The organism is Arthrobacter sp. UYEF20 (assembly GCF_040546335.1).
Classification (GTDB): domain Bacteria; phylum Actinomycetota; class Actinomycetes; order Actinomycetales; family Micrococcaceae; genus Arthrobacter.
Genome location: NZ_JBEPNP010000021.1, coordinates 45,224 through 67,170 on the forward strand (window position 1 = coordinate 45,224; position 21,947 = coordinate 67,170).

The window sequence follows — 21,947 nt, forward strand, 5'->3', positions numbered from 1 at the left end:
GGCACCAAGTGGGGAGGCCTATGCGGACTCCGCGCGACTTAAACGCCCAACTCTGCCTTGAGTGCAGCCACATGGCCCTTGGCGGTGATGTGGTACTTCGCCAAGGTGACCGCGCCGTCGGGATCGAGAACGACGGTTGAGCGCACAATCCCCTCCTCGATTTGCCCGTCGACGAGCTTTTCGCCCCAGGCGCCATATGCGAGGGCCACGGAATGGTCCTCGTCAGAGAGGAGGGGGAAGGTGAGGGTGAAATCGCCGGTGAAGTCCTTGAGGGACTGGGGTGCGTCGGGGGAGATGCCGAGCACTTCGTAGCCGGAGGCTTTCAGTGAGGCAAGGTTGTCGCGGAAATCGCACGCCTCTGTGGTGCAGCCGGGCGTCGCAGCCTTCGGGTAGAAGTACACGATGACGTTCTTGCCGCGATAGTCGGCAACGGAAACCTGCCTGCCTGCGGCGTCCGGCAGGGTGAACTCCGGCGCCTGCATGCCGGGCTGGAGCTTGGTGGTCAGCTGGGGGTTCATGGGTTCCTTTTGGGTCTGTGGGGGTCTGTTTACTGACGATGTTTACCGACAATGTTTATAGTCAAAGAGAGTCTGCCGTTGCACTATTGCGGACTCAGATGTTGTACTCCGCGGGCCCGCGCACCGTGGCATGGGGCCCGGGAACGAACCGGTAGCCTCCGCCGCGCACCGTGGCGACGGCGTGCCGTGCCCGCCGCAGCTTGCGCCGCACCCGGCCGACATAGACGTCGATGGAGCGAGATGCCGCCGCCGGGGAATCGAACGATTCCAGGAAACGCCGGAGCTCATCGCGGCCCACGGTGCGGGAGCAATTCTCCACCAGGTACCGCAGCAACTTGAACTCAATGCCGGTCAGTGCCACGGGCTTCCCGTCCAGCAAGACCTGAGCGGCGGCAAGGTCCACGCACACCCGGCTGGGCTGACCCGCCGTCGGCGGGAGGTGGGTGGCGCCGTCGTCGTCCGCTTGCGGGGAGTCCTCCGAAGCGGACGACGACGGCACCGGGTTTCCGCCGTCGGCGGAAGTTGCAGCCCCGGGGGCAGGCCAAACCTGGGCTTCCGCCTCCGGGGCAATGCTCCAAACGTGTTCCAGCAGCAGTTGGGCGGCGCGGGCCATCACTGCGTCTTCTACCTCCTGCCCGCGGCCCGGGGTGACCCAGACGGCCACGCCGTGCGCCCTGAGCCGCGGACCGAATTCCGGAATCGGCGCCGGATGCGCATACATGCCCCGCGGGGAATGGACTTCGGCTGCCATGCAGGCCGTCAGATTCCGCCGCGGCGGAGGAGGTTGCCGGTGGGGGTGTGGCCGTTGATCAGGGTGCCGCGGAGGTAGGTTTTGCGGACCACGCCGGAGAGGGCCTTGCCGTCGTAGGGCGTGATGGGGTTTTTGTGCTTGAGTTTGGTGACGTCCACGACGTAGGCCTGGTCGGGGGCGAAGACGGAGAAGTCGGCGTCGTAGCCGAGCGCGAGCTGGCCCTTGTTGGTGAGCCGGGCGAGTTCGGCGGGTTTGGCGGCCATCCAGGACAGGACCTGTTCCAGGGTGATGCCGCGGTGCCGGGCCTCGGTCCAGATCAGGGACAGGCCCAGCTGGAGCGAGGAGACCCCGCCCCAGGCGACGGCGAAGTCGCCGTTTTCCAGGTCCTTCAGATCCAGGGTGGACGGGGAGTGGTCCGAGACGATGCAGTCGATGGTGCCCTCCTGCAGGCCCTTCCAGAGCAGTTCCCGGTTCCCGGCCTCGCGGATCGGCGGGCAGCACTTGTACGCGGTGGCGCCGTCGGGGATCTCCTCGGCCATCAGGGTGAGGTAGTGCGGGCAGGTCTCGACCGTGAGGTGCACGCCGTCGCGCTTTGCGCTGGCGATCATGGGCAGCGCGTCCGAGGAGGACAGGTGCAGGATGTGCGCGCGGGCCCCGGTCCAGCGGGCCCGCTCGATCACCTCGGCGATCGCCTTGTTCTCGGCACCGCGCGGGCGGGAGGCCAGGAACGTGGAATAGTGGTCGCCGCCCGGATGCGGCGCGCGGTCGATCGCGTGCGAGTCCTCGGCGTGGACGATCATGAGCGAATCGAAGGACTTCAGCGCGGCCATGTCCTCCTCCATCTCGTCCGCCTCCAGGTGCGGGAACTCGTCCACGCCGGAGTGCAGCAGGAAACACTTGAACCCGAACACGCCCTCGTCATGCAGGGGCCGCAGGTCCGCCTTGTTTCCCGGGACTGCGCCGCCCCAGAAGCCGACGTCCACGAACGCCTGGTCCGCGGCGACTTCCCGCTTGAGTTTGAGGTTTGCCACCGTGGTGGTGGGCGGGATGGAATTCAGCGGCATGTCGATGATGGTGGTCACCCCGCCGGCCGCGGCGGCCCGGGTCGCGGAGGCGAACCCCTCCCACTCGGTCCGGCCGGGCTCGTTGACGTGGACGTGGGTGTCCACCAGCCCGGGGATCAGGGTCTCGTCGTCCGCGAGCTCGATGACTTCCCCTCCGGTGAGGCCGTTGCCCAGCGGCTCGATCGCCACGATCTTCCCGCCCCGCACGCCCACTTCACGCGCGGCGATGCCGGCGGTGGTGAGGATGTGCCGGCCGCGGATGACCAGGTCAAATGTCTCTTCAGGCATGGATGGCCTCCTTCGTGTCAGCGTTCGTTGCAGGAGCCAGGGCCGCCAGCTGCTCGCCGATGCGCCGGCCGAGGCGTTCCAGCAGCGATCCCGCTTCCGCTATACATGTGTCTACATTGCGTTCCAGCTCCGTCAAAGCATGAACGTCCCGGAAGCCGGACTGCCGGAGCTGTTCCGCGCCCAGCGTGGTGCGTCCGCAGACCGCGATGACGGGGACCCCGGCGCGTCCTGCTGCCCGGGCAACACCCATGGGAGTCTTGCCGAGCAGGCTTTGTTCATCCAGGCTGCCTTCGCCGGTGATCACCAGGTCCGCACCGGCAAGCCGCTGCCCGAGTTCGGTGAATTCAAGCACGACGTCGATGCCCGGCCTGCGCGTCGCGGCCAGGACCGCGATGGCGGCGTAGCCCGCGCCTCCCGCGGCCCCGGCGCCCGGGGCTTCCGCTGCTTTCACGGCGCGGGGGCCGATCTCCTTCGCGAGCACCTCGACAAAGCGGGACAGCGCGGCGTCGAGCGCGGCGACGTCCGAAGGGGTGGCGCCCTTCTGGGGACCGAAGACGGCGGGGGCGCCTTCGGGGCCGAGCAGCGGGTTGTCCACGTCGCTGGCCAGGATGAAGCGGGCCTCGTCCAGGCGGGTGTCGAACCCAGAGAAATCGATCTGGTGTAGCCCGGCCAGGGCGCCGCCGCCGGGCGGGAGTTCCCGGCCGTCGGCGGCGAGGAGCCTGGCGCCGAGTCCCTGGAGGATCCCGGCGCCGCCGTCGGTGTTGGCGCTCCCGCCGACGCCCAAAATGATCTGCCGGCACCCGGCGTCGAGCGCTGCGCGGATCAGTTCACCGGTGCCCAGGCTGGTGGCCCCGGTGGCGTCCTTGATGCCGTCCGGCAGGACGGCGAGCCCGGACGCGGCGGCCATTTCAATCACGGCTTCGCGTCCGCGGACCGCGAACTCGGCCCGGAGCGGCTGCCCGGTAGGGCCGCTGACCACAGCGCTGCGTCGGGTGAAGCCGGAGCCGACGGCGGCATCGAGGGTGCCCTCGCCGCCGTCGGCCACGGGAATCCGGAGGACATCCAGCTCACCGCGGGAGCCTGCGGTTCCCCATGCTGCCCGCAGCCCTGCTTCCAGGTGACGGGCGACGTCGGGGGCGGATAGGGAGCCCTTGAACTTGTCGGGGGCGATAACCACGCGCATGCTGGTTCCTCCTTCCATTGTTTGCGTTAGGCCAGCGAGGAGAGGATGGCCGTCGGAGCGTCTTCGCGGGTCTCAGCCAGGTCCTCGAACTCGTTGACGGCGTTGATTTCGGTGCCCATGGAGATGTTGGTGATTTTTTCCAGGATCACTTCGACTACCACGGGGACGTTGAACTCGCCCATGAGCGCCTTGGCCTTGCCGAATGCCGCGGGCAGGTCGTCCGGGTTTTGCACCCGGATGGCCTTGCAGCCTAGGCCCTCGGCGACCTTAACGTGGTCCACGCCGTAACCGTTGGTCTCGGGGGAGTTGATGTTCTCGAAGGCCAGGGACACGTTCTGTTCCATCTTGAAGCCGCGCTGGGACTGCCGGATCAGGCCCAGGTAGGAGTTGTTCACCACGACGTGGATGTAGGGGAGATTGAACTGAGCGCCGACGGCCAGTTCCTCGATCATGAACTGGAAGTCGTAGTCACCGGACAGGGCCACGACGGTCTCGTCCGGCTTGCCGCGGACCACGCCCAGCGCGGCCGGGCCGGTCCAGCCCAGCGGGCCCGCCTGGCCGGCGTTGATCCACTTCCGCGGGCCGAAGACGTGCAGCATCTGGGCGCCGGCGATCTGGGACAGGCCGATGGTGGACACATAGGTGGTGTCCTTGCCGAAGGAGCGGTTCATTTCCTCGTAGACGCGCTGCGGCTTGATCGGGATGTTCTCGAAGTGGGTCTTGCGCTGCAGGGAACCCTTGCGTTCGGTGCATTCGGCGACCCAGCCGGTGTAGTCCGGCAGGGTGTCTGCCGTCTTGCGTTCCCGGGCCAGCTCGATCAGGCCCTCCAGTGCCGCGCCGGCGTCGGAGGCGATGCCCAGGTCCGGGGAGAAAACCCGGCCGATCTGGGTGGGTTCGATGTCGATGTGCACGAACGTGCGGCCGGCCGTGTAGGTGTCCAGGCCGCCGGTGTGGCGGTTGGCCCAGCGGTTGCCGATCCCGATCACGAAGTCCGCGGCCAGCATGGTCTCGTTGCCGTAGCGGTGCGAGGTCTGCAGGCCCACCATGCCGGCCATCAGCGGGTGGTCGTCCGCGATGGCGCCCCAGCCCATCAGGGTCGGGATGACCGGAACGTTCAGCAGCTCGGCGAGTTCCACCAGCTGCGCGGACGCGCCGGCGTTGATGATGCCGCCACCGGCGACGATCAGCGGGTGCGTGGCGGCGGTGAGCATGTCCAGGGCCTTTTCCAGCTGCTTGCGGCTGGCCCGGGGCTTCTCGACATGCAAGGGCTCGTAGGTGTCGATGTCGAATTCGATCTCGGCCATCTGCACGTCGATGGGCAGGTCCAGCAGCACCGGGCCGGGGCGGCCGGAGCGCATCAGCTGGAACGCCTTCTGGAACGCGCCCGGAACCTGGCCCGGTTCCAGGACGGTCATGGCCATCTTGGTGACCGGCTTGGCGATGGTTTCGATGTCCACGGCCTGGAAGTCTTCCTTGTGCAGCTTGGCCACGGGAGCCTGGCCGGTGATGCAGAGCATCGGGATGGAGTCCGCCCAGGCGGCGTAGAGTCCGGTGATCATGTCGGTGCCGGCGGGGCCGGAGGTACCGACGCAGATGCCGATGTTGCCGTCCTTGGCCCGGGAGTAGCCGTCAGCCATGTGGCTGGCGCCTTCCACGTGCCGGGCGAGGGTGTGGCGGATGCCGCCGTGCTCCCGCATGGCCGAGTAGAAGGGGTTGATCGCCGCGCCTGGCAGGCCGAACGCCTCGGTGGCGCCTTCCTTTGCCAGGATGGCGACGGCTGCGTCTACGGTGCGCATCTTCGTCATGGTGTACTCCTTGAAAGTCTGTGGGGAAGTCTGTTTTTGGGTGTGCTGATGGAGGCCCGCGAACCGTCGCGGGGCACTTTGGGGGAGTCGCCGTCGTAAATCACGACGGCGGCCGGCGTGTTCGTGTCGAAGTGCCCCTTGGCGGGGCGGCCGCGCCGCTTAGTTGCGGCCGCTGAGCTTCAGGACCTGCTTGAAGAGTCCGGAGTGGTCCAGTCCGCCGTCGCCCTGGTTGACGGTCGCGGCGACGAGCTGTGCTGCGACGGCGCCGAGGGGGAGCGCGACGTTGGCTTCGCGGGCGGCGGAGGTGACGATGCCCATGTCCTTGTGGTGCAGGGCCAAGCGGAAGCCGGGCTCGAAGTCGCGGTCGAGCATCTTCTGGCCCTTCTGGTCCAGGACCTTGGAGCCGGCAAGCCCGCCGCCGAGGACCTTGAGGGCGGCGTCGGTGTCCACGCCGTAGGCCTCGAGGAAGGCAATGGCCTCACCCAGGACCTCGATATTGACCGCGACGATCAGCTGGTTGGCTGCCTTGACGGTCTGGCCGGAGCCGGACGGGCCCACGTGGACGATGGTCTTGCCGACAGCGGTCAGGACCGGCTGTGCTGCCTCGAAGTCGGCTGCCTCGCCGCCCACCATGATGGAGAGTGCGGCGTTGATGGCACCCTGCTCGCCGCCGGAGACCGGGGCGTCGAGGGCGCGGATGCCGGCTGCCCTGGCATCGTCGGCCAGACGCTTGGCGACGTCCGGGCGGATGCTGCTGGCATCGATCCACAAGGTGCCCTGCCTGGCGTTGGCGAACAGTCCGTCCGGGCCGCCGACGACGCCCTCGACGTCCGGGGAGTCCGGCACCATGGTGATGACGACGTCGGCGTCCTTGACGGCGTCGGCGATGCTCGTGGCGCCCTGGCCACCTTCGGAGACCAGCTTGTCGATCTTGTCCTGGCTGCGGTTGAAGCCGGTGACGGTGTGGCCGGCCTCGACGAGGTTGATGGCCATGGGCAGGCCCATGATTCCGAGTCCGATGACTGCAACGTTGCTCACGATGGTTCCTTATCTGAAGTCTGGTGGTGGTGCGTAGGGCGGGATGGTGGGGTTAGGTGGCGACGCGCTGGCGGATCGCCCAGTTGAACGCGGTCTCGGCCGGTTCCTTGTATTCGAGGCCGATGTAGCCTTCGTAGCCGAGTTGGCGGCTGCGGGCGATCCATTCGCCGAGGGGAAGCTCACCGGTTCCGGGAGCCCCGCGGCCGGGGTTGTCGGCGATCTGGATGTGGCCGAAGTCTTTGGCGTGGTTCTCGATGACGGCGGCGACGTCGTCGCCGTTGACGGCCAGGTGGTAGAAGTCGGCGAGGAGCTTGATGTTCTCCACTCCGGATTCGGCCTTGACCCGGGCGATCACGTTCAGGGCGTCGGCGGCGGTGAGCAGCGGGTACTTGGGGGCGCCGCTGACGGGTTCCAGCAGTACGGTGCCGCCGATGCGGGCGACGCCGGCGGCGGCGGTCGCGAGGTTTTCGGCGCCGATGGCGTCCTGTTTTTCTGCCGATTCGCCGTCGATGCGGTTGCCGTAGAGGGCGTTGAAGGCCTTGCAGCCCAGGCGTTCGCCGATGCCGGCGACAACGTCGATGTTGTCCACGAACTCGGCCGAGCGGGCAGGCCAGGACACCAGTCCGCGGTCCCCTCCCGGCATGTTGCCGGCATTGAAGTTCAGGCCGGTGAGCTGGACGCCGGCGTCGGTGATGGCGCGCTCGAAGCCGGTGATCTCGGCGTCGCCGGGGACGGAGGCCTCGAAGGGCCACCAGAATTCGACGGCGTCAAAGCCGGCAGCCTTGGCTGCTGCGGGACGCTCCAGCAGGGGCAGTTCCGTCAGGAGAATGGAGCAGTTCACGGAATACGTCATTGTGGGTTCCTTCCGAGGAGGGGCTGGGATCTGTCTTCCCGCTTGCTTGGCTCTGCGGCTTCGCGCCTTTAGAGTTTCCGCGTTGTGGAATTTAGATTCTGCTTTATGAAAAGTTTAGGGAAGGAGGGGTGTGGAGTCAAGGGGGCGACGGTTTGGGATACCAGGCGGGAGTGCCCGCTCCGGTAAATAGCGCGTAAATAGCGAGGCCCCCGCATGATTGCGGGGGCCTCGCTGTTGGGTGTTGACGCGGCGGGCGCTCAGTCTTCCGTGTAGACGCCCAACGCGCTGAGCAACTGCTCGTCCACCAGGAGCTCGGACCGGCTCTCCGTCCCCAGCTTGTGAGCCACCGAAGTGGCGAGTGTCTGGGCAAGCGAGATGAATGCGGAGATTGACCGGAGGATGTGCACGCCCTGGCTGTCCACGAAGAACGTGACGTCGGCGTCCCGGGCCAGCGGGGACGCCGGATTGTCCGTCAGGGATATCGTGGAGAGCCCCCGGCGCTTGGCTTCCTCGAAGGCGAAGACTGTGTCTGAGGTGTATCGGCGGATGGAAATGGCCACGAAGACATCGCCCGCTTCAAAGTCCCGGAGCTTGTCGGCGAGCTGCCCGGCCAGACCCTGCCCGACGGCGTCTTGCGCACCGCGGCAGGCGACGACCCCCTGATGACCCTGTGCACAGTTGCCGTCGACTTCACGACGTTGGACGTGGCCGTCCGCGGTACCGATGGCAGCAGTGAAGCGCTGACACTGACGGAGTTGGCGGGCACGGGCAGCGTTCCGGTGGTGTAACTGCCTCTGGCCGCTGGATCGGTACGGACGTTCCGGTAGCGGCGCGTCGGCCGCAACCTGCTGGTTCTGCGCGGGGAGCTGTACGGCCGAGCCCCTCACCCATTGGGCCAGGAACGCTAAATCGCCGGAACCGTGTCCGGGTCGCCGCAAATTTGCAGCGACCCCGGCACGGTTCCGGCGATTCCGGCGGCCAGCGGGCGGCTCAGGTGAGGCGGATCTGCCTGTTCATGTCCTTGTACAGCAAGTAACGGAACTGGCCGGGACCACCGGCGTAGCAGGCCTGCGGGCAGAAGGCGCGCAGCCACATGAAGTCGCCTGCCTCCACCTCAACCCAGTCGTTGTTGAGCAGGTACATGGCCTTGCCCTCCAGGACGTACAGGCCGTGCTCCATGACGTGGGTCTCCGGGAACGGGATGACCCCGCCCGGCTGGAACGTCACAATGTTCACCTGCATGTCGTGGGCCAGGTCGCTGGAATCCGTGAAGCGGGTGGTCTTCCAGGCGCCGTCGGTATCCGGCATCGCGGTGGGTTCTACCTCGGCATCACTGGTGACGAAGGACTTTGCCTCGTAACCCTCGAGCCGCTCGTAGGCCTTGCGGATCCATTGGAAGGAGACAATGTCATCCGAGACGTTCTCGAGGCCCCAGGTGGCACCGGCGGCCAGGTAGGCGTAGCCGCCTTCCTCAAGCTGGTGCAGTTCGCCGTCGAGGGTCAGGTTGACCTTGCCCTTGGTGACGAAGACAACGCCCTCAACACCGGGCTCAAACTCGGCCTTCGGAGCGCCGCCGCCGGGGCCGATCTCCACGATCAGCTGCGAGAACGTGGTGGCAAACCCGGAGATCGGGCGGGCCAGGATCCAGGAGCGGGTGTTGGAGAAACCCGGCAGGGTGCTGGTCACAATGTCGGTCATAACGCCCTTGGGAATGACCGTGTAGGCCTCCGTGACGATGGCCCGCTCCGTGGTGAGGTGGGTCTGCGGCGGCAGTCCGCCCTGGGGGTAGTAGTACTTGCCCATCATTGGATCCTTACTTCGAAGTGGAGTGTGCCAGCCGCGGGTGCGCCAGTGCGGTCAGCTGGGAAAGTTCGACGCCGGCCAGCGCCTGGACCTCTTCGGTCCCCACGGCACCGCACTGGACGCCGCGCAGCACGAAGGCGGCCAGGGCCCTGGCGGTGGCGGGTTCGTCCATGACCCCGCCTTCGGTGCGTTCCACATAGTTGCGGAGCCGTGCGGCTGCGGCGGGAAGGCCCTCACGGTAGAAGGCGTACGTGGCGGCGAAGCGGCTGGGCAGCTGGGCCGGGTGCAGGTCCCAGCCCTGGTAGAAGCCGCGTTCCAGCGAGCGGCGGACCAGCCGGCCGTGGATCCGCCAGGCATCCTCGACACCATCGCCCACCGGGATGATGTTCGTGGAACCGTCGGAGAGCCGGATCCCGGTGCCGGCCACGGCGAGCTGCATGACCTCCTTGGCGAAGTCCGCCACAGGGTGCTCCATGGACTGGTATTCCGCCGAGATCTGCAGGGACGCCGAGTAGTCGTAGGTGCCGTAGTGCAGTGCGCTGATCCGGCCGGGAACAGCGTGTGGCAGCTGCGCCACAGGGGAGGTGCCGTCTGGGCCCAGGATGAGCTGCGGCGTTTCCACCTGGACCTCAAAACGGAGCCGGCCGGCGGGAAGCCCGTGGACTTCCTCCAGCCGGGACACTGCGAAGTCCATCGCCTGCACCTGGGCCACCGTGGTGACCTTGGGCAGTGTCAGGATGAGCCCGGCAGGCAGTTCCCCGGCGGCCGCGAGGGTGGAGACGAACAGGTCCAGGGTCCGCAGGCCGCGGGCCCGGGTGGCTGCCTCGAAGCACTTGAAGCGGATACCGATGAACGGCGGGGCGGTGCCGGCGGCAACTGCCGCGGCCACCGCGTTGGCGGCAGCAACGGCGTCGGCGTCCTCCGCGTCGTCGCCGCGGTCACCGTAGCCATCCTCGAAGTCCAGGCGCAGGTCCTCGATCGGCTCGCTGGCGAGCTTCGCGGCAACCCGCTCCGCAACGGCGGAAGCGAGTCCGCTGTCCTGGCCGAGCAGGGAACCCAGGCGGGCCAGCCCACCGAGGGCTTCCGCTGTCGCGAGCGCCTGCGCGCCCCATTCGGCGGCGAGGGACGGCGTGAAACGGTCCGCCGGCACGTACACGGTGTGCACGGGCTGGCGGCTGCCGTCGTCGCCGGGGTAGCTCCGGTCAAGGAGCTGGTCGGTGGCGGCCAGCTGTTCCTCGATCCGGGCCAGATCGGCCGTGCTGAAGGATGACTCTGCCATGCCTCAGCCCACCAGTTCGTAGGCCGGGGTGGTGAGGAAGTCGGTGTATTCCTCGGAGAGGCAGATCTCCCCGATCAGCTTGCTGGCCGGCTCGTAGTAGCGGCGGAAGGCTTCGTCGCCGAACTCGGTCCGCAGGCGCTCGGTTTCCTCGCCCAGGATGCGCTCCACCAGCTCGCGGGTCGCGGTATTGCCCGTGTCCGCTAGTACCGACTTGTTGCGGATCTGCTGCCACACCTGGGAGCGGGAGATCTCGGCCGTCGCGGCGTCCTCCATGAGGTTGTGGATGGCCACCGCGCCGGTTCCCGACAGCCACACCGCGGTGTAAGCGACAGCGACATACAGGTTCAGGCGCATTCCGCCTTCGGTGACCTGGCCTTTCGCCGAGGCAATGTCCAGCAGCTGCTCCGCGGTCACGGAGACCTCGGGGCGCTGTTTGTCCAGCTGGTTCGGGCGCCCGCCCAGGACGGCGTCGAACGCTTCCCGGCACGTCGGGACAAGGTCCGGGTGGGCTACCCACGAGCCGTCGAAGCCGTCGTGTGCCTCGCGGGTCTTGTCGGCGCGCACCTTCTCGAAGGCCACCTCGGTGACCTCGGGGTGGCGCCGGTTGGGGATGACCGCGGCCATGCCTCCCATGGCAAAGGCGCCGCGGCGGTGGCATGTCTTGACGAGCAGCTCCGTGTACGCGCGCATGAAGGGTGCAGTCATGGCCACCGTGGCTCGGTCCGGCAGTACAAATTCCTCGCCGGCGTCGCGGAAGTACTTGATGATGCTGAACAGGTAGTCCCAGCGGCCGGCGTTCAGGCCGGCCGCGTGGTCGCGCAGCTCGTAGAGGATCTCGTCCATCTCAAAAGCGGCCGGGATGGTCTCGATCAGCACCGTGGCGCGGACCATGCCCTGCCCGAGGCCCAGGAAATCCTGCGCGAACACAAACACGTCGTTCCAGAGCCGCGCTTCAAGGTGGCTCTCCAGCTTGGGCAGGTAGTAGTACGGGCCCTGGCCATTCATGACCAGCTGCTTGGCGGTGTGGAAGAAGTGCAGGCCGAAGTCCACCAGCGCCCCTACGGCGGGTTCGCCGTCGATCAGCAGGTGGGTTTCCGGCATGTGCCAGCCGCGGGGACGGGCCACCACAACGGCCAGCGGAGCGTCTGTGCGGAGTGTGTACTCCTTACCCTCTGGTGAGGTGTAGCTGAGTCTGCCCGTAGCGGCGTCACGAAGGTTCAGGAGGGCGTCGATGACGTTGGCCCACGTGGGGGTGCTGGCATCCTCCAGGTCGGCGAGCCAGACCTTGGCGCCGGAGTTCAGCGCGTTGATGGCCATCTTGGCCGGAGTGGCCGGGCCGGTCATTTCGACCCGGCGGTCCTGCAAAGCTTCCGGTGCCGGCGCAACTTTCCAGTCCCCGTTGCGCACGTCCTGTGTTTCCGGCAGGAAATCGAGCTTGCCGGTATCGGCGGCCCGCTGGCGTGTGACGACGCGGGCGGCCAGCAGCTCCCTGCGGGTGCCGGCGAAACGCTTGTGCAGTTCCTCCACAAAGGCCAGTGCCTTGGGGGTAAGTATCTCCTCCGCACGATCGATCGGCCGGGGGTCTGTGACGGTGATAGCCATTTTGAGTCCTTTTCTTGGCTGCGGATCAGGCGGTGGCGCGGGCGGCGACTGCGGGCTCTGGGTTCGTTGCGCTCGCGCTAGCGGTACCCGCGTGGGCTGCAGCAGCTGCTGCGTTTGCCACTGCGGATGCGACGTCGGCGGCAACATGCGGATCGAAGACGCTGGGGATAATGTAACTGGCATTGAGCTCGTCGTCACCTACCCGGTTAGCAATTGCCTCGGCAGCGGCCACCAGCATCTCGGGTGTGATGTCGGATGCACCGGCATCCAGGAGCCCGCGGAAGAAGCCCGGGAACGCCAGCACATTGTTGATCTGGTTGGGGAAGTCGCTGCGGCCGGTGGCCACCACCGCTGCGTGCCTGGACGCGATGGACGGATCGATTTCCGGCGTCGGGTTGGCCATGGCAAACACAATCGCTTTGTCTGCCATGGAGGCAACCTGCTCCTCGCCGATCACATTCGGGGCACTGACACCGATAAACACGTCTGCGCCCTTGAGCGCCTCGTGCAGCGTCCCGGAGAAACCCTCTTCATTGGTGTTCGCGGCGATCCAGCTGCGGTGCTCATCGGTGTATTCCTCGCCGGAGTGGATGGCGCCGGAGCGGCCAGCGGCCACGATGTGCCGTGCACCCTGGGCCTTGAGCAGCTGGATGATGGCCGAGCCCGCGGCGCCCACGCCGGACACCACAATGCGGACCTCGGAGAGCTTCTTGCCCACCACACGCAGGGCATTGACGAGGGCCGCGAGGGTGACGATAGCCGTGCCGTGCTGGTCATCGTGGAATACCGGGATGTCGAGTTCCGCACGGAGCCGGTTCTCGATTTCGAAGCAGCGCGGGGCCGCAATGTCCTCGAGGTTCACGCCGCCATAGACCGGCGCCAGTGCCTTGACGATCATGATGATCTCCTCGGTGTCCTGGGTATCAAGGCAGACCGGCCAGGCATCGACGTTGGCGAACTGCTTGAACAGGGCAGCCTTGCCTTCCATCACGGGAAGCGCGGCAGCCGGGCCGATGTTGCCCAGGCCCAGGACCGCTGAACCGTCGGTGACGACGGCGATGGTGTTCCGCTTGACGGTCAGGTTCCGGGCGGCTGCCGGGTCCTCGGCGATGGCCATACAGACACGGGCGACGCCGGGAGTGTAGGCGCGGGAGAGATCGTCGCGGTTGCGCAGGGCTACTTTGGGGACCACCTCGAGCTTGCCGCCAAGGTGCATCAGGAAGGTGCGGTCCGAAACGTGCTGGACCTTGACGCCGTCGAGCGCATTGAGGGCGTCCTTGACGCGGACGGCGTGCTCGTCGTCGGTAGTGTTGCAGGTGACGTCAACAACCAGCGTCTCGTGGTGGGACTCGGTGACGTCCAGCGCGGTGATCGCCGCGCCGGCAGCACCCACGGCAGCGGCAAGCTCGCTGGTGGCGGAGAAGCTGGACGGTGCTTCCACGCGCAAGGTGATCGAATTTCCTGGGCTCGGGTTCGCCATTGAATGTCCTCCTGGTAGGGCCCATGCATGGGCCGACTGTTGGTGCAAAATGTTTTCGTATTATGGATATTATTATCTACGTTGTGGAAACACAACCCCCTTGGGTTCGTCGACGTGGCGGCGGCCCGTGCTGTATGTTGGGATCTCAAAGCAGTTCTTTTCACGATGTGGATAAGAATTGCCGGAATCCGAGCCAGCAGGAGACTTGCGAAATGGCTGAAAAAGCCCCCGGAGGCGTGCAGTCCGTTGAGCGCGTCTTTGAACTTCTGGAACTGATCACTGATGCCGGCGGCGACGTCACGCTCAGTGAGCTTTCTTCCTCCACAGATTTGCCGCTTCCCACCATCCACCGGCTCCTGCGCACCCTGGTCACGCTGGGCTACATCCGCCAGCTGCCCAACCGCCGGTACGCTCTGGGCCCCCGGCTGATCCGGCTTGGCGAAGGCGCCAACAAGCAGCTCGGCGCCTTGGCCCGGCCGCAGCTCAAGTCACTGGTGGACCGGCTGGGGGAGACCGCCAACATGGCGGTGCTGGACTCGGACATGGTCATCTATGTCGCGCAGGTGCCCTCCCTGCACTCCATGCGGATGTTCACCGAAGTGGGGCGCCGCGCCCACACGCATGCCACCGGCGTCGGCAAAGCCATCCTGGCGCAGCTGGACGACGAGACCGTCCGCGGGATCGTCAACCGCAGCGGGATGCCCGTCGCCACGCCCAAGAGCATCGGCGACATCGACTCCCTCCTGGCTGACCTGAAGCTGATCCGGGAACGCGGCTATTCCATTGACGAGGAAGAGCAGGAGATCGGCGTGCGCTGCTTCGCCATGGCGGTTCCCAATGCACCTACACCCTCGGCCATTTCCGTGTCCGGGCCGGTGTCCCGTGTGGACCAGTCTTTCGCGGACCGCGCTGTGCCGCTGCTGCGCGCAGCAGCGCTGGCGATTTCCGCGGAGCTGAACCAGAACTAGCCCGGAGAATCGAACCGAGGGACTAGCGCGAGAAGACAGTTGAGCCCAATGTTCATCAGGAACATTGGGCTCAACTGTCATGTGGATGAGCCAGCCCGGTTTAGTGCTCAGCTTGCTTGCTGGCGGGCTGCACGGGGACCTCCTTGCCGTCGCAGTCGATCAGCTTGCCGTTTTCGTAGCGGTCGCCGTGTGCGAGGCAGGCGATGTCCGCTTCGCTGACAACACGGCCCGTACCGGCCACGAACACCGATTGGTTGTCCGTGTTGCCCGCCTTGAAGTGGTTAAAGAGTACGTTCAGCACGATCGCCATGAGAGCGGCCGAGCTGATGCCCGAGTGGAAGATGGTGGAGAACCAGGCCGGGAACTGGTTGTAGAACGCCGGGGCGGCAATCGGAATCATGCCGAAGCCGATGGACGCGGCCACGATGATCAGGTTCATGTTATTGCGGTATTCCACCTTGGACAGCGTCCGGATGCCGCTGGCAGCCACCGTTCCAAAGAGTACGACGCCGGCGCCGCCCAGGACTGGTGTCGGCACCGCTGCGACAACGCGGCCAAGCACGGGCAGCAGGCCCAGGACCACCAGGATGAGGCCGCCGGCGCTGACCACGAAGCGGCTCTTGATCCCGGTGATGGCCACCAGCCCGACGTTCTGGGCGAAGGCGCTCTGGGTGAAGGAGTTGAAGATGGGGGAGATCGCACTGGAGAGCATGTCAGCGCGGAGGCCGTCACCGATGCGGCGGGAGTCCACCTTGGTGTCGACGATCTCGCCGACGGCGATGATGTCAGCGGAGGTCTCGGTAAGCGTGACCAGGATGACGATCAGCATGGAGATGATCGAGGCAATCTCAAATGTGGGCATGCCGAACGCGAAAGGAGTGGGGAAGGCCACGATGTCGCCCTGGCCAACCTTGGAGAAGTCCGCCATCCCGGTCACAAGGGCGATGACGGTGCCAACCACCATGGCGAGCAGGATGGACAGGCGCGAGATTGCGGCGTTGCCGACCTTGCTGAGCAGCAGAACCACCACAAACGTGGCTGCGGCCAGGCCGATGTTGGCCATGCTCCCGTAGTTGGGCGCCTTCGCGTTGCCGCCCATGGCCCAGTTGGCCGCGACGGGCATGAGGGTCAGGCCGATGGTGGTGATGACCGTTCCGGTGACCACCGGCGGGAAGAACCTGATGATCTTGGAGAAGAGCGGCGTGATGGCCAGGCCGATCAGCGATGCCACCATGACCGATCCGAAGACCGCCTGGATGCCTCCGCCGCCGTTGACGATCGCCACCATGGTGGAGACGCCGGCGAACGAGACGCCCTGGACCAGCGGGAGCTGTGATCCGAAGAACGGGATGCCGATGGTCTGCAGGATCGTGGCGAGGCCGCCGACGAACAGACACGCGGCAATCAGCAGACCGATGTCCTGGGGCTTCATTCCTGCAGCGGCCCCGATGATGAGCGGCGGGGCGATGATGCCGCCGTACATGGTCAGGACGTGCTGGAACCCGTAGGCGAACGTGCTTCCGATCGAGAGGCGCTTGTCCTCGGGGCGGGCTTCCGAAGTGGGGGATTTCTTCTTAGTGTTCATGGCAGACTTTCTTGGTTCATGGCAGACGCCTTCGTCTGGCTAACAATGTCTGGCTAACAATTTGAGGCTTTTTGGATACTTTGAGGGTGCCCCGGAGTTGCTGCGCCTGTGGGTGCAGCAATTCCGGGGTGTTGCGGTGTTGATTTATTCGAGGATGCGGCGGTCTAGCAGAAACCGGCGATGCCGCTCCAGGCGATGTCCGCCGGGGTGGCGTCATCACGCTGGACGGTGGCCTCGATCAGGCCATAGGGGCGGTCCGCAGCGAAGAAGACTTCGTTCGGGTTGTCGAGGCTGAACGGCGAGAGGTCCACCAGGAAGTGATGCTTGTTGGGCATGGAGAACTTGATTTCGTCGATCTCCGTGTGTGCTTCGAGGACCTTGGTGCCCATGTCGAACAGGGTCTGCTGCAAGGCGTGGGAGTAGTTCTCTGTGAAGCCTTCGAGCAGGAGGCCCTTGACGTCTTCGTAGCTCTTGTTGAAGTCCAGCGAGCTGAAGTCAGTGCCGGCGTTGAAGCGCCAGCGCGCCGTGACGTCGGTGGCCAGGATGCGGTCCGTGGTTTCCGGGAGAGTGGTGTACTTGTCCTTCGGGTAGCCCACAAAGCCGGACTGGGTGGACTTCAGGACAGTAAGGTCGGTCAGCCCGGAGATGACGTGGGTGGCTGCGCCGTCCCGAACCACCACCGCGGTGCGGACTTCCTGGCCGCTGCGGACGAACGAGTGATTGTGCGCGCTGCCGTGGGCCTGGATCCGGTCCCAGCTATAGGACTCGGCTTCCCAGCGGCCGCCGGTCACCCAGTCAAAGCTGGACGTGAAGTGCTCGCCGAGACGCAGCAGGAAGGCTTCGGGAGACCCGATACCTTCCCGGGCGAAGGCGTAGACGGTGTTCTTCTGGGTGTCCGTGGCCACCACGTGGGCGTTATCGCCTTCGAGGTGGGCGGCGGCGAAATCGCCGCGCAGCTGCGAGGTGACGTTCAGGTCTTCGATCTCGTGGCGCTCCGTGTCGCGGGTGATCTTGACGACGCGGACCTCGGCTTTGCCGTACTGGTTGTGTCCAAGGACGATCTTGTTGCTCATGGTAGGTTCCCAACTTCCGGTATGTGGAATCAAACTCCCACATAGAAATTTCGTACGCGTTCCGCGTGCGTTTTCTTTTACCGTCGACCCAACAAAAAATGAGCCGACGTCGATTGACGCCAGCTCATTACGACCCTGCCTGCTGCTCCCAGGTTACGTGACCTGCGCCACGAGTTGGGTTAAAGCGTAGCGCGGAAATCCGGTGGTGTACATCACATTTTGAAAAATTCGATTGTGACCGACGCGGAGCCTGTGCCGGCGCCCACTTCAGAACAGACCCTTGACGACGCCAGCGCGGGCGATCTAGGATTTCCATATAACAGTATTTATTTTCCGCATAGCGAAAAATATGCACTGCGAAAATATTCATTCCGAAGATTTGAAGTACCCGCGAAAGTCCAGATGAGGAGGATCAGATGACCCCGCAGGAGCAGGAGCATGTCACGCCGGCCCGAGCCGCAGCACCAGCCCAGGAGTTCTACCTCCCCACCGGCGGCGGGACGGACCCGGACTTCTTCATACCGGCCGACCGCGGGCATGGCCCCGGTCCGTTCTCGCGCTGGATGCACCGCCTTCCGCTTGTGGGCCGGCTGCGTTCCTAGGGCGCACCCCTTCCTGGCGCGACCCCGGAGCGACATTGGGGCGACGCGGGGTCACTTTGAGCCCATCCCGGTGGGATGGGCTCAAAGTGACCCCGCGTTGCTTTGGTTACCCGGAGATCAGTTTTCTGGCCGCGGCCGAGTGTTCCGCTATCAGCCCGGCAACGTCCAGGCCCGGGATCTGGCCGTCCACCACGCGCCACGCCCCGCCCACCATGACCCGGTCGGCGCGGTCGGCGGCGCACAGGAGCAGTGCGGCAATGGGGTCGTGGCTTCCGGAGAACCGCAAGTCGTCGAGCTTGAACAGGGCCAGATCCGCCTGCATCCCCGGTGCCAGCTGGCCAAGATCGGGCCGCCCCAGAACGGCAGCGGAGCCGCGTGTTGCCCAGCCCAGCGCCCGCTCCACCGGGACCTGCGCCCCGTAGCGCAGCCGCTGCAGGTACAGCGCCTGCCGTGCTTCGAGGATCATGTTGGAGGCATCGTTCGACGCCGATCCGTCCACTCCCAGCCCCACCGGCACGCCTGCGTCCTCCAGTTCCAGGATCCGCGCGGTGCCGGATCCCAGCCGCATGTTTGACGTGGGGCAATGTGCGACGGCGGTGCCGGCGGCTCCCAGCCGGGCGATCTCGTCATCGCTGAAGTGAATGCCGTGGCCCAGCCAGGTCCGGTCCGTCAGCCAGCCGACGCTCTCTAGATAGTCAACTGTGCGCAGCCCGAACATTTCCCGGCAGAAATCTTCCTCGTCCAGGGTCTCGGCGAGGTGGGTGTGCAGCCTGACGTCCAGGCGCCCTGCCATCAAAGCGCTCTCGGCCATGATCTCCTTGGTCACGGAAAAAGGCGAGCACGGGGCCAGTGCAATTTGGATCGTGGCCCCGTCGCCGCGCTCGTGGTACTCGCCGATCAGCCTCTCGCTGTCCGCCAGAATCACCTCAGGCGCCTGCACTGTGGACTGTGGCGGCAGGCCGCCGTCGTCCTCTCCCAGGGACATGGAGCCGCGGGTGAGGGTTGCCCGCATTCCCAGTCTGCGGACCGCCGCAACCTCGATGTCGATGGCATCCTCCATGCCGTCCGGGAAGAGGTAGTGGTGGTCAGCGGCGGTGGTGCAGCCGGACAACAGAAGTTCGGCAAGGGCCACCGTGGTGGCCAGCTCAAGATCGCGCGGCGTTAGCCTGGCCCACACGGGGTATAGGTTCTGCAGCCACGGGAAAAGTGGCGCGTTGGCCACCGGCCCCCAGGCCCGGGTGAGCGTCTGGTAAAAGTGGTGGTGGGTGTTGATCAGGCCGGGGAGCAGGACGTGATTTCCGGCGTCGAACGTCTCCTCGCAGGGTGCGGAAGGCCGCTGTCCGGCGGCCAGCACCTCCGCTATTTTGCCGCCGCTGACCACGATGCCGCCCGAGGCGTCGAGGCCATTCGCGGTGAATGCCGCCTGTGGATTTCTGATCCAGAGCCGGGTTGCGGAGCGATGCGGATGAGTGGAGGCCATGTCTGGTTCCTTCTGTGTTGGTTCCGGGTCTGCACTTTCCGGTGTGACCCGGCGGCAAATGTTCCAGCTCAGTGAGGCCCTGTCTGCTGATCCAGGTTGGCCGGCACTGCGAACAGCGGCGGCCCGGGATCAGCGTAAGGTAGCCGGCAAATGCCCGTCAACGCCCGCGGAATGCGACCATGCGGAAAATCATATTTCATATTGCGGAATTAAAATTCCAGAAAACTATGGCGCGCGCCACATCCCGGTGCTAGTCTCGATCTTGCCAAAGGCGGGCACCCGGACTCCGGGGAAGCTATCTACCAGGCGCAACTTAACCTTCAAAAGCACATGCTGAAGCCTGGTAACCGTCGCATCTGGCCCTTCCGTCTCACCTCGGTATACCGGCTTCCCAGCAAAGGGAGTCGCATCATGAGCAGCACCGTCACGGCCGAAAAGTTTCTGGCCAGATCCATCCAGTTGGCCACGGCCAACGTCCTGAACAGCGGCGGGCCGTTCGGCGCCGTCGTGGTCACCGCGGACGGTCAAGCGTTCGACGGCGTCAACCGCGTCACCGCTACGAACGATCCCACGGCCCACGCCGAGGTCACGGCCATCCGGCGGGCCTGCGCCGAACTCGCAACGTTCGACCTGCGCGGATCCACCCTCTACAGCAGCTGCGAGCCATGCCCCATGTGCCTTGCTTCCGCGCTCTGGGCCCGCATTGACCGCGTGGTTTTCGCCGCAGACCGGCATGACGCCGCTTCGGTAGGCTTCGACGACGCCGTCTTCTACGAGTACTTCGAGAACGAGAACCGGGATGTCCTGATGCCGGTGTCCAAGCTGGAACTGGGTGATCCCCAGGCCCCCGCAGTACTGGAGCCGTTCAACACCTGGAACACGCTCGACTCCAGGATTGACTACTAGGGCCGGTGGCTGACATGACAATCCTCGATCAGTCCCACGAAGGACCGCAACCGGCAACGACGCCGGCCCCCAACGCCGCAGTCCCCGCCAAGCGACAGGCCCGCAACACCCGGCCACCGGCGTCGAACGCTTTCCTGGACCGCTTCTTCCAGATCACCGAGCGCGGTTCAACACTTGCCCGCGAATTCCGCGGCGGCCTGGTCACGTTCTTCACCATGGCCTACATTGTGATCCTGAATCCGCTGATCCTGGGCGGCTTCAGCGCGGACAACGCCCCCACCGATGTGGCCGGCGGCTGGCTGTCCGCCGCGCAGGTCGGCGCGGTCACCGGACTCACCGCCGGTGTGATGACCATCCTTTTCGGGCTGATAGCCAATCTGCCGTTCGGCCTGGCAGCGGGGCTGGGCATCAACTCCTTCCTCGCAGTATCGGTGATCCACGAGGTCACGTGGCCCGAGGCCATGGGCCTGGTGGTGGTCAACGGCATCCTGATCGTCCTGTTCGGCATCACCGGAGCCCGGACCGCGATTTTCCGGGCCGTCCCCAAGGAACTCAAGGCCGCCATCACCGTGGGCATCGGCCTGTTTATCGCATTCATCGGCTTTGTGGATTCCGGCTTCGTCCGTGCCACCAAGGGCGGTCCGCCGGTGCAGCTCGGCAATGACGGCTCCATTACGTCCATCCCGACTCTCGTCTTTGTGGTGGGCCTGCTGGCCATGGGCATCCTCGTGGCACGCAAGGTCCAGGGCGGTCTGCTGATCGGCATCGTAGCCACCACCGTGCTGGCAGCTGTTGTGGAAGCCATCCTGCACATCGGTCCTTCGAGCGACGCCAACCCCGGCGGCTGGCACCTGAACACGCCCGTGCTGTCGGGCCAGCTGGTCTCCGCACCGGATCTGGGCCTCGTGGGTCAGTTCGACATGTTCGGCGCCTTCGGCCGCATCGGCGGACTCGCGGCAACCATGCTGGTGTTCACTCTGGTGTTCACGAACTTCTTCGACGCCATGGGCACCATGACCGGCCTCGCCAAGAGCGCCGGCGTAGCGCACAAGGACGGCACCTTCCCGCGGCTGAAATCCGCCTTCATCGTTGAAGGCTTCGGTGCAATTGCCGGCGGAGCCACCTCGGGATCCTCGAACACCGTGTATATCGATTCCGCGGCAGGCATCGGCGAAGGCGCCCGCACCGGGCTGGCCTCCGTTATCACCGGTGTCCTGTTCCTTGGCTCCATGTTCCTCACCCCGCTCACCAGCGTGGTTCCGCTGGAAGTGGCCGCCGCTGCCCTGGTGGTGGTGGGCGCCATGATGATGGCACAGATCCGCGAGATCAAGTTCACCAAGTTCGCCGTGGCCCTGCCGGCATTCCTGACCATCGTCACGATGCCGCTGAGCTACTCGATCGCCAACGGCATCGGCGTCGGCTTCATCTCCTTCGCGGTCATCAGCGCTGCGTCCGGCAGGGGCAGGAAGGTCCATCCGCTCATGTGGGTGGTCACCGCGGGCTTCATCATCTACTTCGCCCGGGGACCCATCAACGCACTGATGGGCGTGTAACCCGCCCCTCGGGGGAGCCTCAAACGGCGGTCCATCCGCACCCACCGCATTGAGTAGGCGTCCGCCGCCGTGGTTCGCAGCACCGGAACCCACGACGGCGGGCGGCGGTGGAGTGC

At 65.8% G+C, this 21,947-nt stretch carries 20 protein-coding genes; 5 read left to right on the plus strand and 15 right to left on the minus strand.

Annotated elements, in window-relative coordinates; translation table 11 throughout:
• Positions 1–38 precede the first annotated feature (38 nt).
• The 8 genes from bcp to ABIB26_RS19360 all read right to left on the minus strand — a co-directional run bounded on the left by bcp (position 39) and on the right by ABIB26_RS19360 (position 8,114).
• On the minus strand, positions 39–518 hold the full coding sequence (gene bcp, locus ABIB26_RS19325; RefSeq protein ID WP_354246845.1) for a thioredoxin-dependent thiol peroxidase: 480 nt from the start codon (positions 516–518) through the stop codon (positions 39–41).
• A gap of 94 nt (positions 519–612) precedes the next feature.
• The gene (locus tag ABIB26_RS19330) at positions 613–1,269 is read right to left on the minus strand and encodes a winged helix-turn-helix domain-containing protein (protein ID WP_354246848.1); all 657 of its coding nucleotides are present in this window, start codon (positions 1,267–1,269) and stop codon (positions 613–615) included.
• Positions 1,270–1,277: 8 nt separating this feature from the next.
• Positions 1,278–2,621: an allantoinase AllB gene (gene allB, locus ABIB26_RS19335; protein ID WP_354246851.1), complete on the minus strand. Its 1,344-nt coding sequence runs from the start codon at positions 2,619–2,621 to the stop codon at positions 1,278–1,280.
• Entirely contained in the window at positions 2,614–3,804 is a 1,191-nt protein-coding gene (locus ABIB26_RS19340) for a glycerate kinase (RefSeq protein ID WP_354246854.1), read from the minus strand. The genes allB and ABIB26_RS19340 overlap by 8 nt, the downstream gene beginning before the upstream one ends.
• A gap of 26 nt (positions 3,805–3,830) precedes the next feature.
• Positions 3,831–5,609, minus strand: a complete 1,779-nt coding sequence (gcl, locus tag ABIB26_RS19345) for a glyoxylate carboligase (RefSeq protein ID WP_354246857.1) — start codon at positions 5,607–5,609, stop codon at positions 3,831–3,833.
• A 159-nt stretch (positions 5,610–5,768) separates the two neighbouring features.
• Entirely contained in the window at positions 5,769–6,647 is an 879-nt protein-coding gene (locus ABIB26_RS19350; RefSeq protein WP_354246860.1) for a 2-hydroxy-3-oxopropionate reductase, read from the minus strand.
• Between the two features lie 52 nt (positions 6,648–6,699).
• Positions 6,700–7,500: a hydroxypyruvate isomerase family protein gene (locus ABIB26_RS19355; RefSeq protein ID WP_354246863.1), complete on the minus strand. Its 801-nt coding sequence runs from the start codon at positions 7,498–7,500 to the stop codon at positions 6,700–6,702.
• Positions 7,501–7,757: 257 nt separating this feature from the next.
• Positions 7,758–8,114: a MurR/RpiR family transcriptional regulator gene (locus tag ABIB26_RS19360; RefSeq protein ID WP_354246915.1), complete on the minus strand. Its 357-nt coding sequence runs from the start codon at positions 8,112–8,114 to the stop codon at positions 7,758–7,760.
• Between the two features lie 48 nt (positions 8,115–8,162).
• Between ABIB26_RS19360 and ABIB26_RS19365 the strand changes: the two genes are divergently transcribed.
• Positions 8,163–8,288 (plus strand): hypothetical protein, encoded by a 126-nt coding sequence (locus tag ABIB26_RS19365; protein WP_354246921.1) that lies wholly within the window; start codon positions 8,163–8,165, stop codon positions 8,286–8,288.
• A gap of 202 nt (positions 8,289–8,490) precedes the next feature.
• Here ABIB26_RS19365 and ABIB26_RS19370 read toward each other — a convergent pair whose 3' ends face one another.
• Genes ABIB26_RS19370 through ABIB26_RS19385 form a run of 4 tightly spaced genes read right to left on the minus strand, consistent with a single transcriptional unit; the run spans position 8,491 to position 13,664 of the window.
• Complete coding sequence (locus ABIB26_RS19370; protein ID WP_347033913.1) at positions 8,491–9,303, minus strand: bifunctional allantoicase/(S)-ureidoglycine aminohydrolase; 813 nt, start codon at positions 9,301–9,303, stop codon at positions 8,491–8,493.
• 10 nt (positions 9,304–9,313) lie between these two features.
• Entirely contained in the window at positions 9,314–10,582 is a 1,269-nt protein-coding gene (locus ABIB26_RS19375) for a DUF6986 family protein (protein WP_354246866.1), read from the minus strand.
• Positions 10,583–10,585: 3 nt separating this feature from the next.
• Entirely contained in the window at positions 10,586–12,184 is a 1,599-nt protein-coding gene (gene aceB, locus ABIB26_RS19380) for a malate synthase A (RefSeq protein ID WP_354246869.1), read from the minus strand.
• Positions 12,185–12,209: 25 nt separating this feature from the next.
• Complete coding sequence (locus ABIB26_RS19385) at positions 12,210–13,664, minus strand: NAD-dependent malic enzyme (RefSeq protein WP_354246872.1); 1,455 nt, start codon at positions 13,662–13,664, stop codon at positions 12,210–12,212.
• Positions 13,665–13,876: 212 nt separating this feature from the next.
• On the opposite strand from ABIB26_RS19385, the gene ABIB26_RS19390 reads away from it, so the two are divergent.
• The gene (locus ABIB26_RS19390; RefSeq protein WP_354246875.1) at positions 13,877–14,632 is read left to right on the plus strand and encodes an IclR family transcriptional regulator; all 756 of its coding nucleotides are present in this window, start codon (positions 13,877–13,879) and stop codon (positions 14,630–14,632) included.
• Between the two features lie 100 nt (positions 14,633–14,732).
• On the opposite strand, the gene ABIB26_RS19395 is transcribed toward ABIB26_RS19390, so the two are convergent.
• The gene (locus ABIB26_RS19395) at positions 14,733–16,217 is read right to left on the minus strand and encodes a nucleobase:cation symporter-2 family protein (RefSeq protein WP_354246878.1); all 1,485 of its coding nucleotides are present in this window, start codon (positions 16,215–16,217) and stop codon (positions 14,733–14,735) included.
• A 164-nt stretch (positions 16,218–16,381) separates the two neighbouring features.
• On the minus strand, positions 16,382–17,290 hold the full coding sequence (gene pucL / locus ABIB26_RS19400) for a factor-independent urate hydroxylase (RefSeq protein WP_354246880.1): 909 nt from the start codon (positions 17,288–17,290) through the stop codon (positions 16,382–16,384).
• Between the two features lie 416 nt (positions 17,291–17,706).
• On the opposite strand from pucL, the gene ABIB26_RS19405 reads away from it, so the two are divergent.
• The gene (locus ABIB26_RS19405) at positions 17,707–17,892 is read left to right on the plus strand and encodes a hypothetical protein (protein ID WP_354246883.1); all 186 of its coding nucleotides are present in this window, start codon (positions 17,707–17,709) and stop codon (positions 17,890–17,892) included.
• A 106-nt stretch (positions 17,893–17,998) separates the two neighbouring features.
• Here ABIB26_RS19405 and ABIB26_RS19410 read toward each other — a convergent pair whose 3' ends face one another.
• Positions 17,999–19,372: an 8-oxoguanine deaminase gene (locus ABIB26_RS19410; RefSeq protein ID WP_354246886.1), complete on the minus strand. Its 1,374-nt coding sequence runs from the start codon at positions 19,370–19,372 to the stop codon at positions 17,999–18,001.
• Positions 19,373–19,783: 411 nt separating this feature from the next.
• Here ABIB26_RS19410 and ABIB26_RS19415 point away from each other — a divergent pair, with 411 nt between their 5' ends.
• Together ABIB26_RS19415 and ABIB26_RS19420 are read left to right on the plus strand one after the other, a co-directional pair.
• A complete protein-coding gene (locus ABIB26_RS19415) occupies positions 19,784–20,278 on the plus strand; it encodes a nucleoside deaminase (RefSeq protein WP_354246889.1) in 495 nt (164 codons plus the stop codon).
• A gap of 14 nt (positions 20,279–20,292) precedes the next feature.
• Entirely contained in the window at positions 20,293–21,831 is a 1,539-nt protein-coding gene (locus tag ABIB26_RS19420; protein ID WP_354246892.1) for an NCS2 family permease, read from the plus strand.
• The last annotated feature ends 116 nt before the right edge of the window (positions 21,832–21,947 follow it).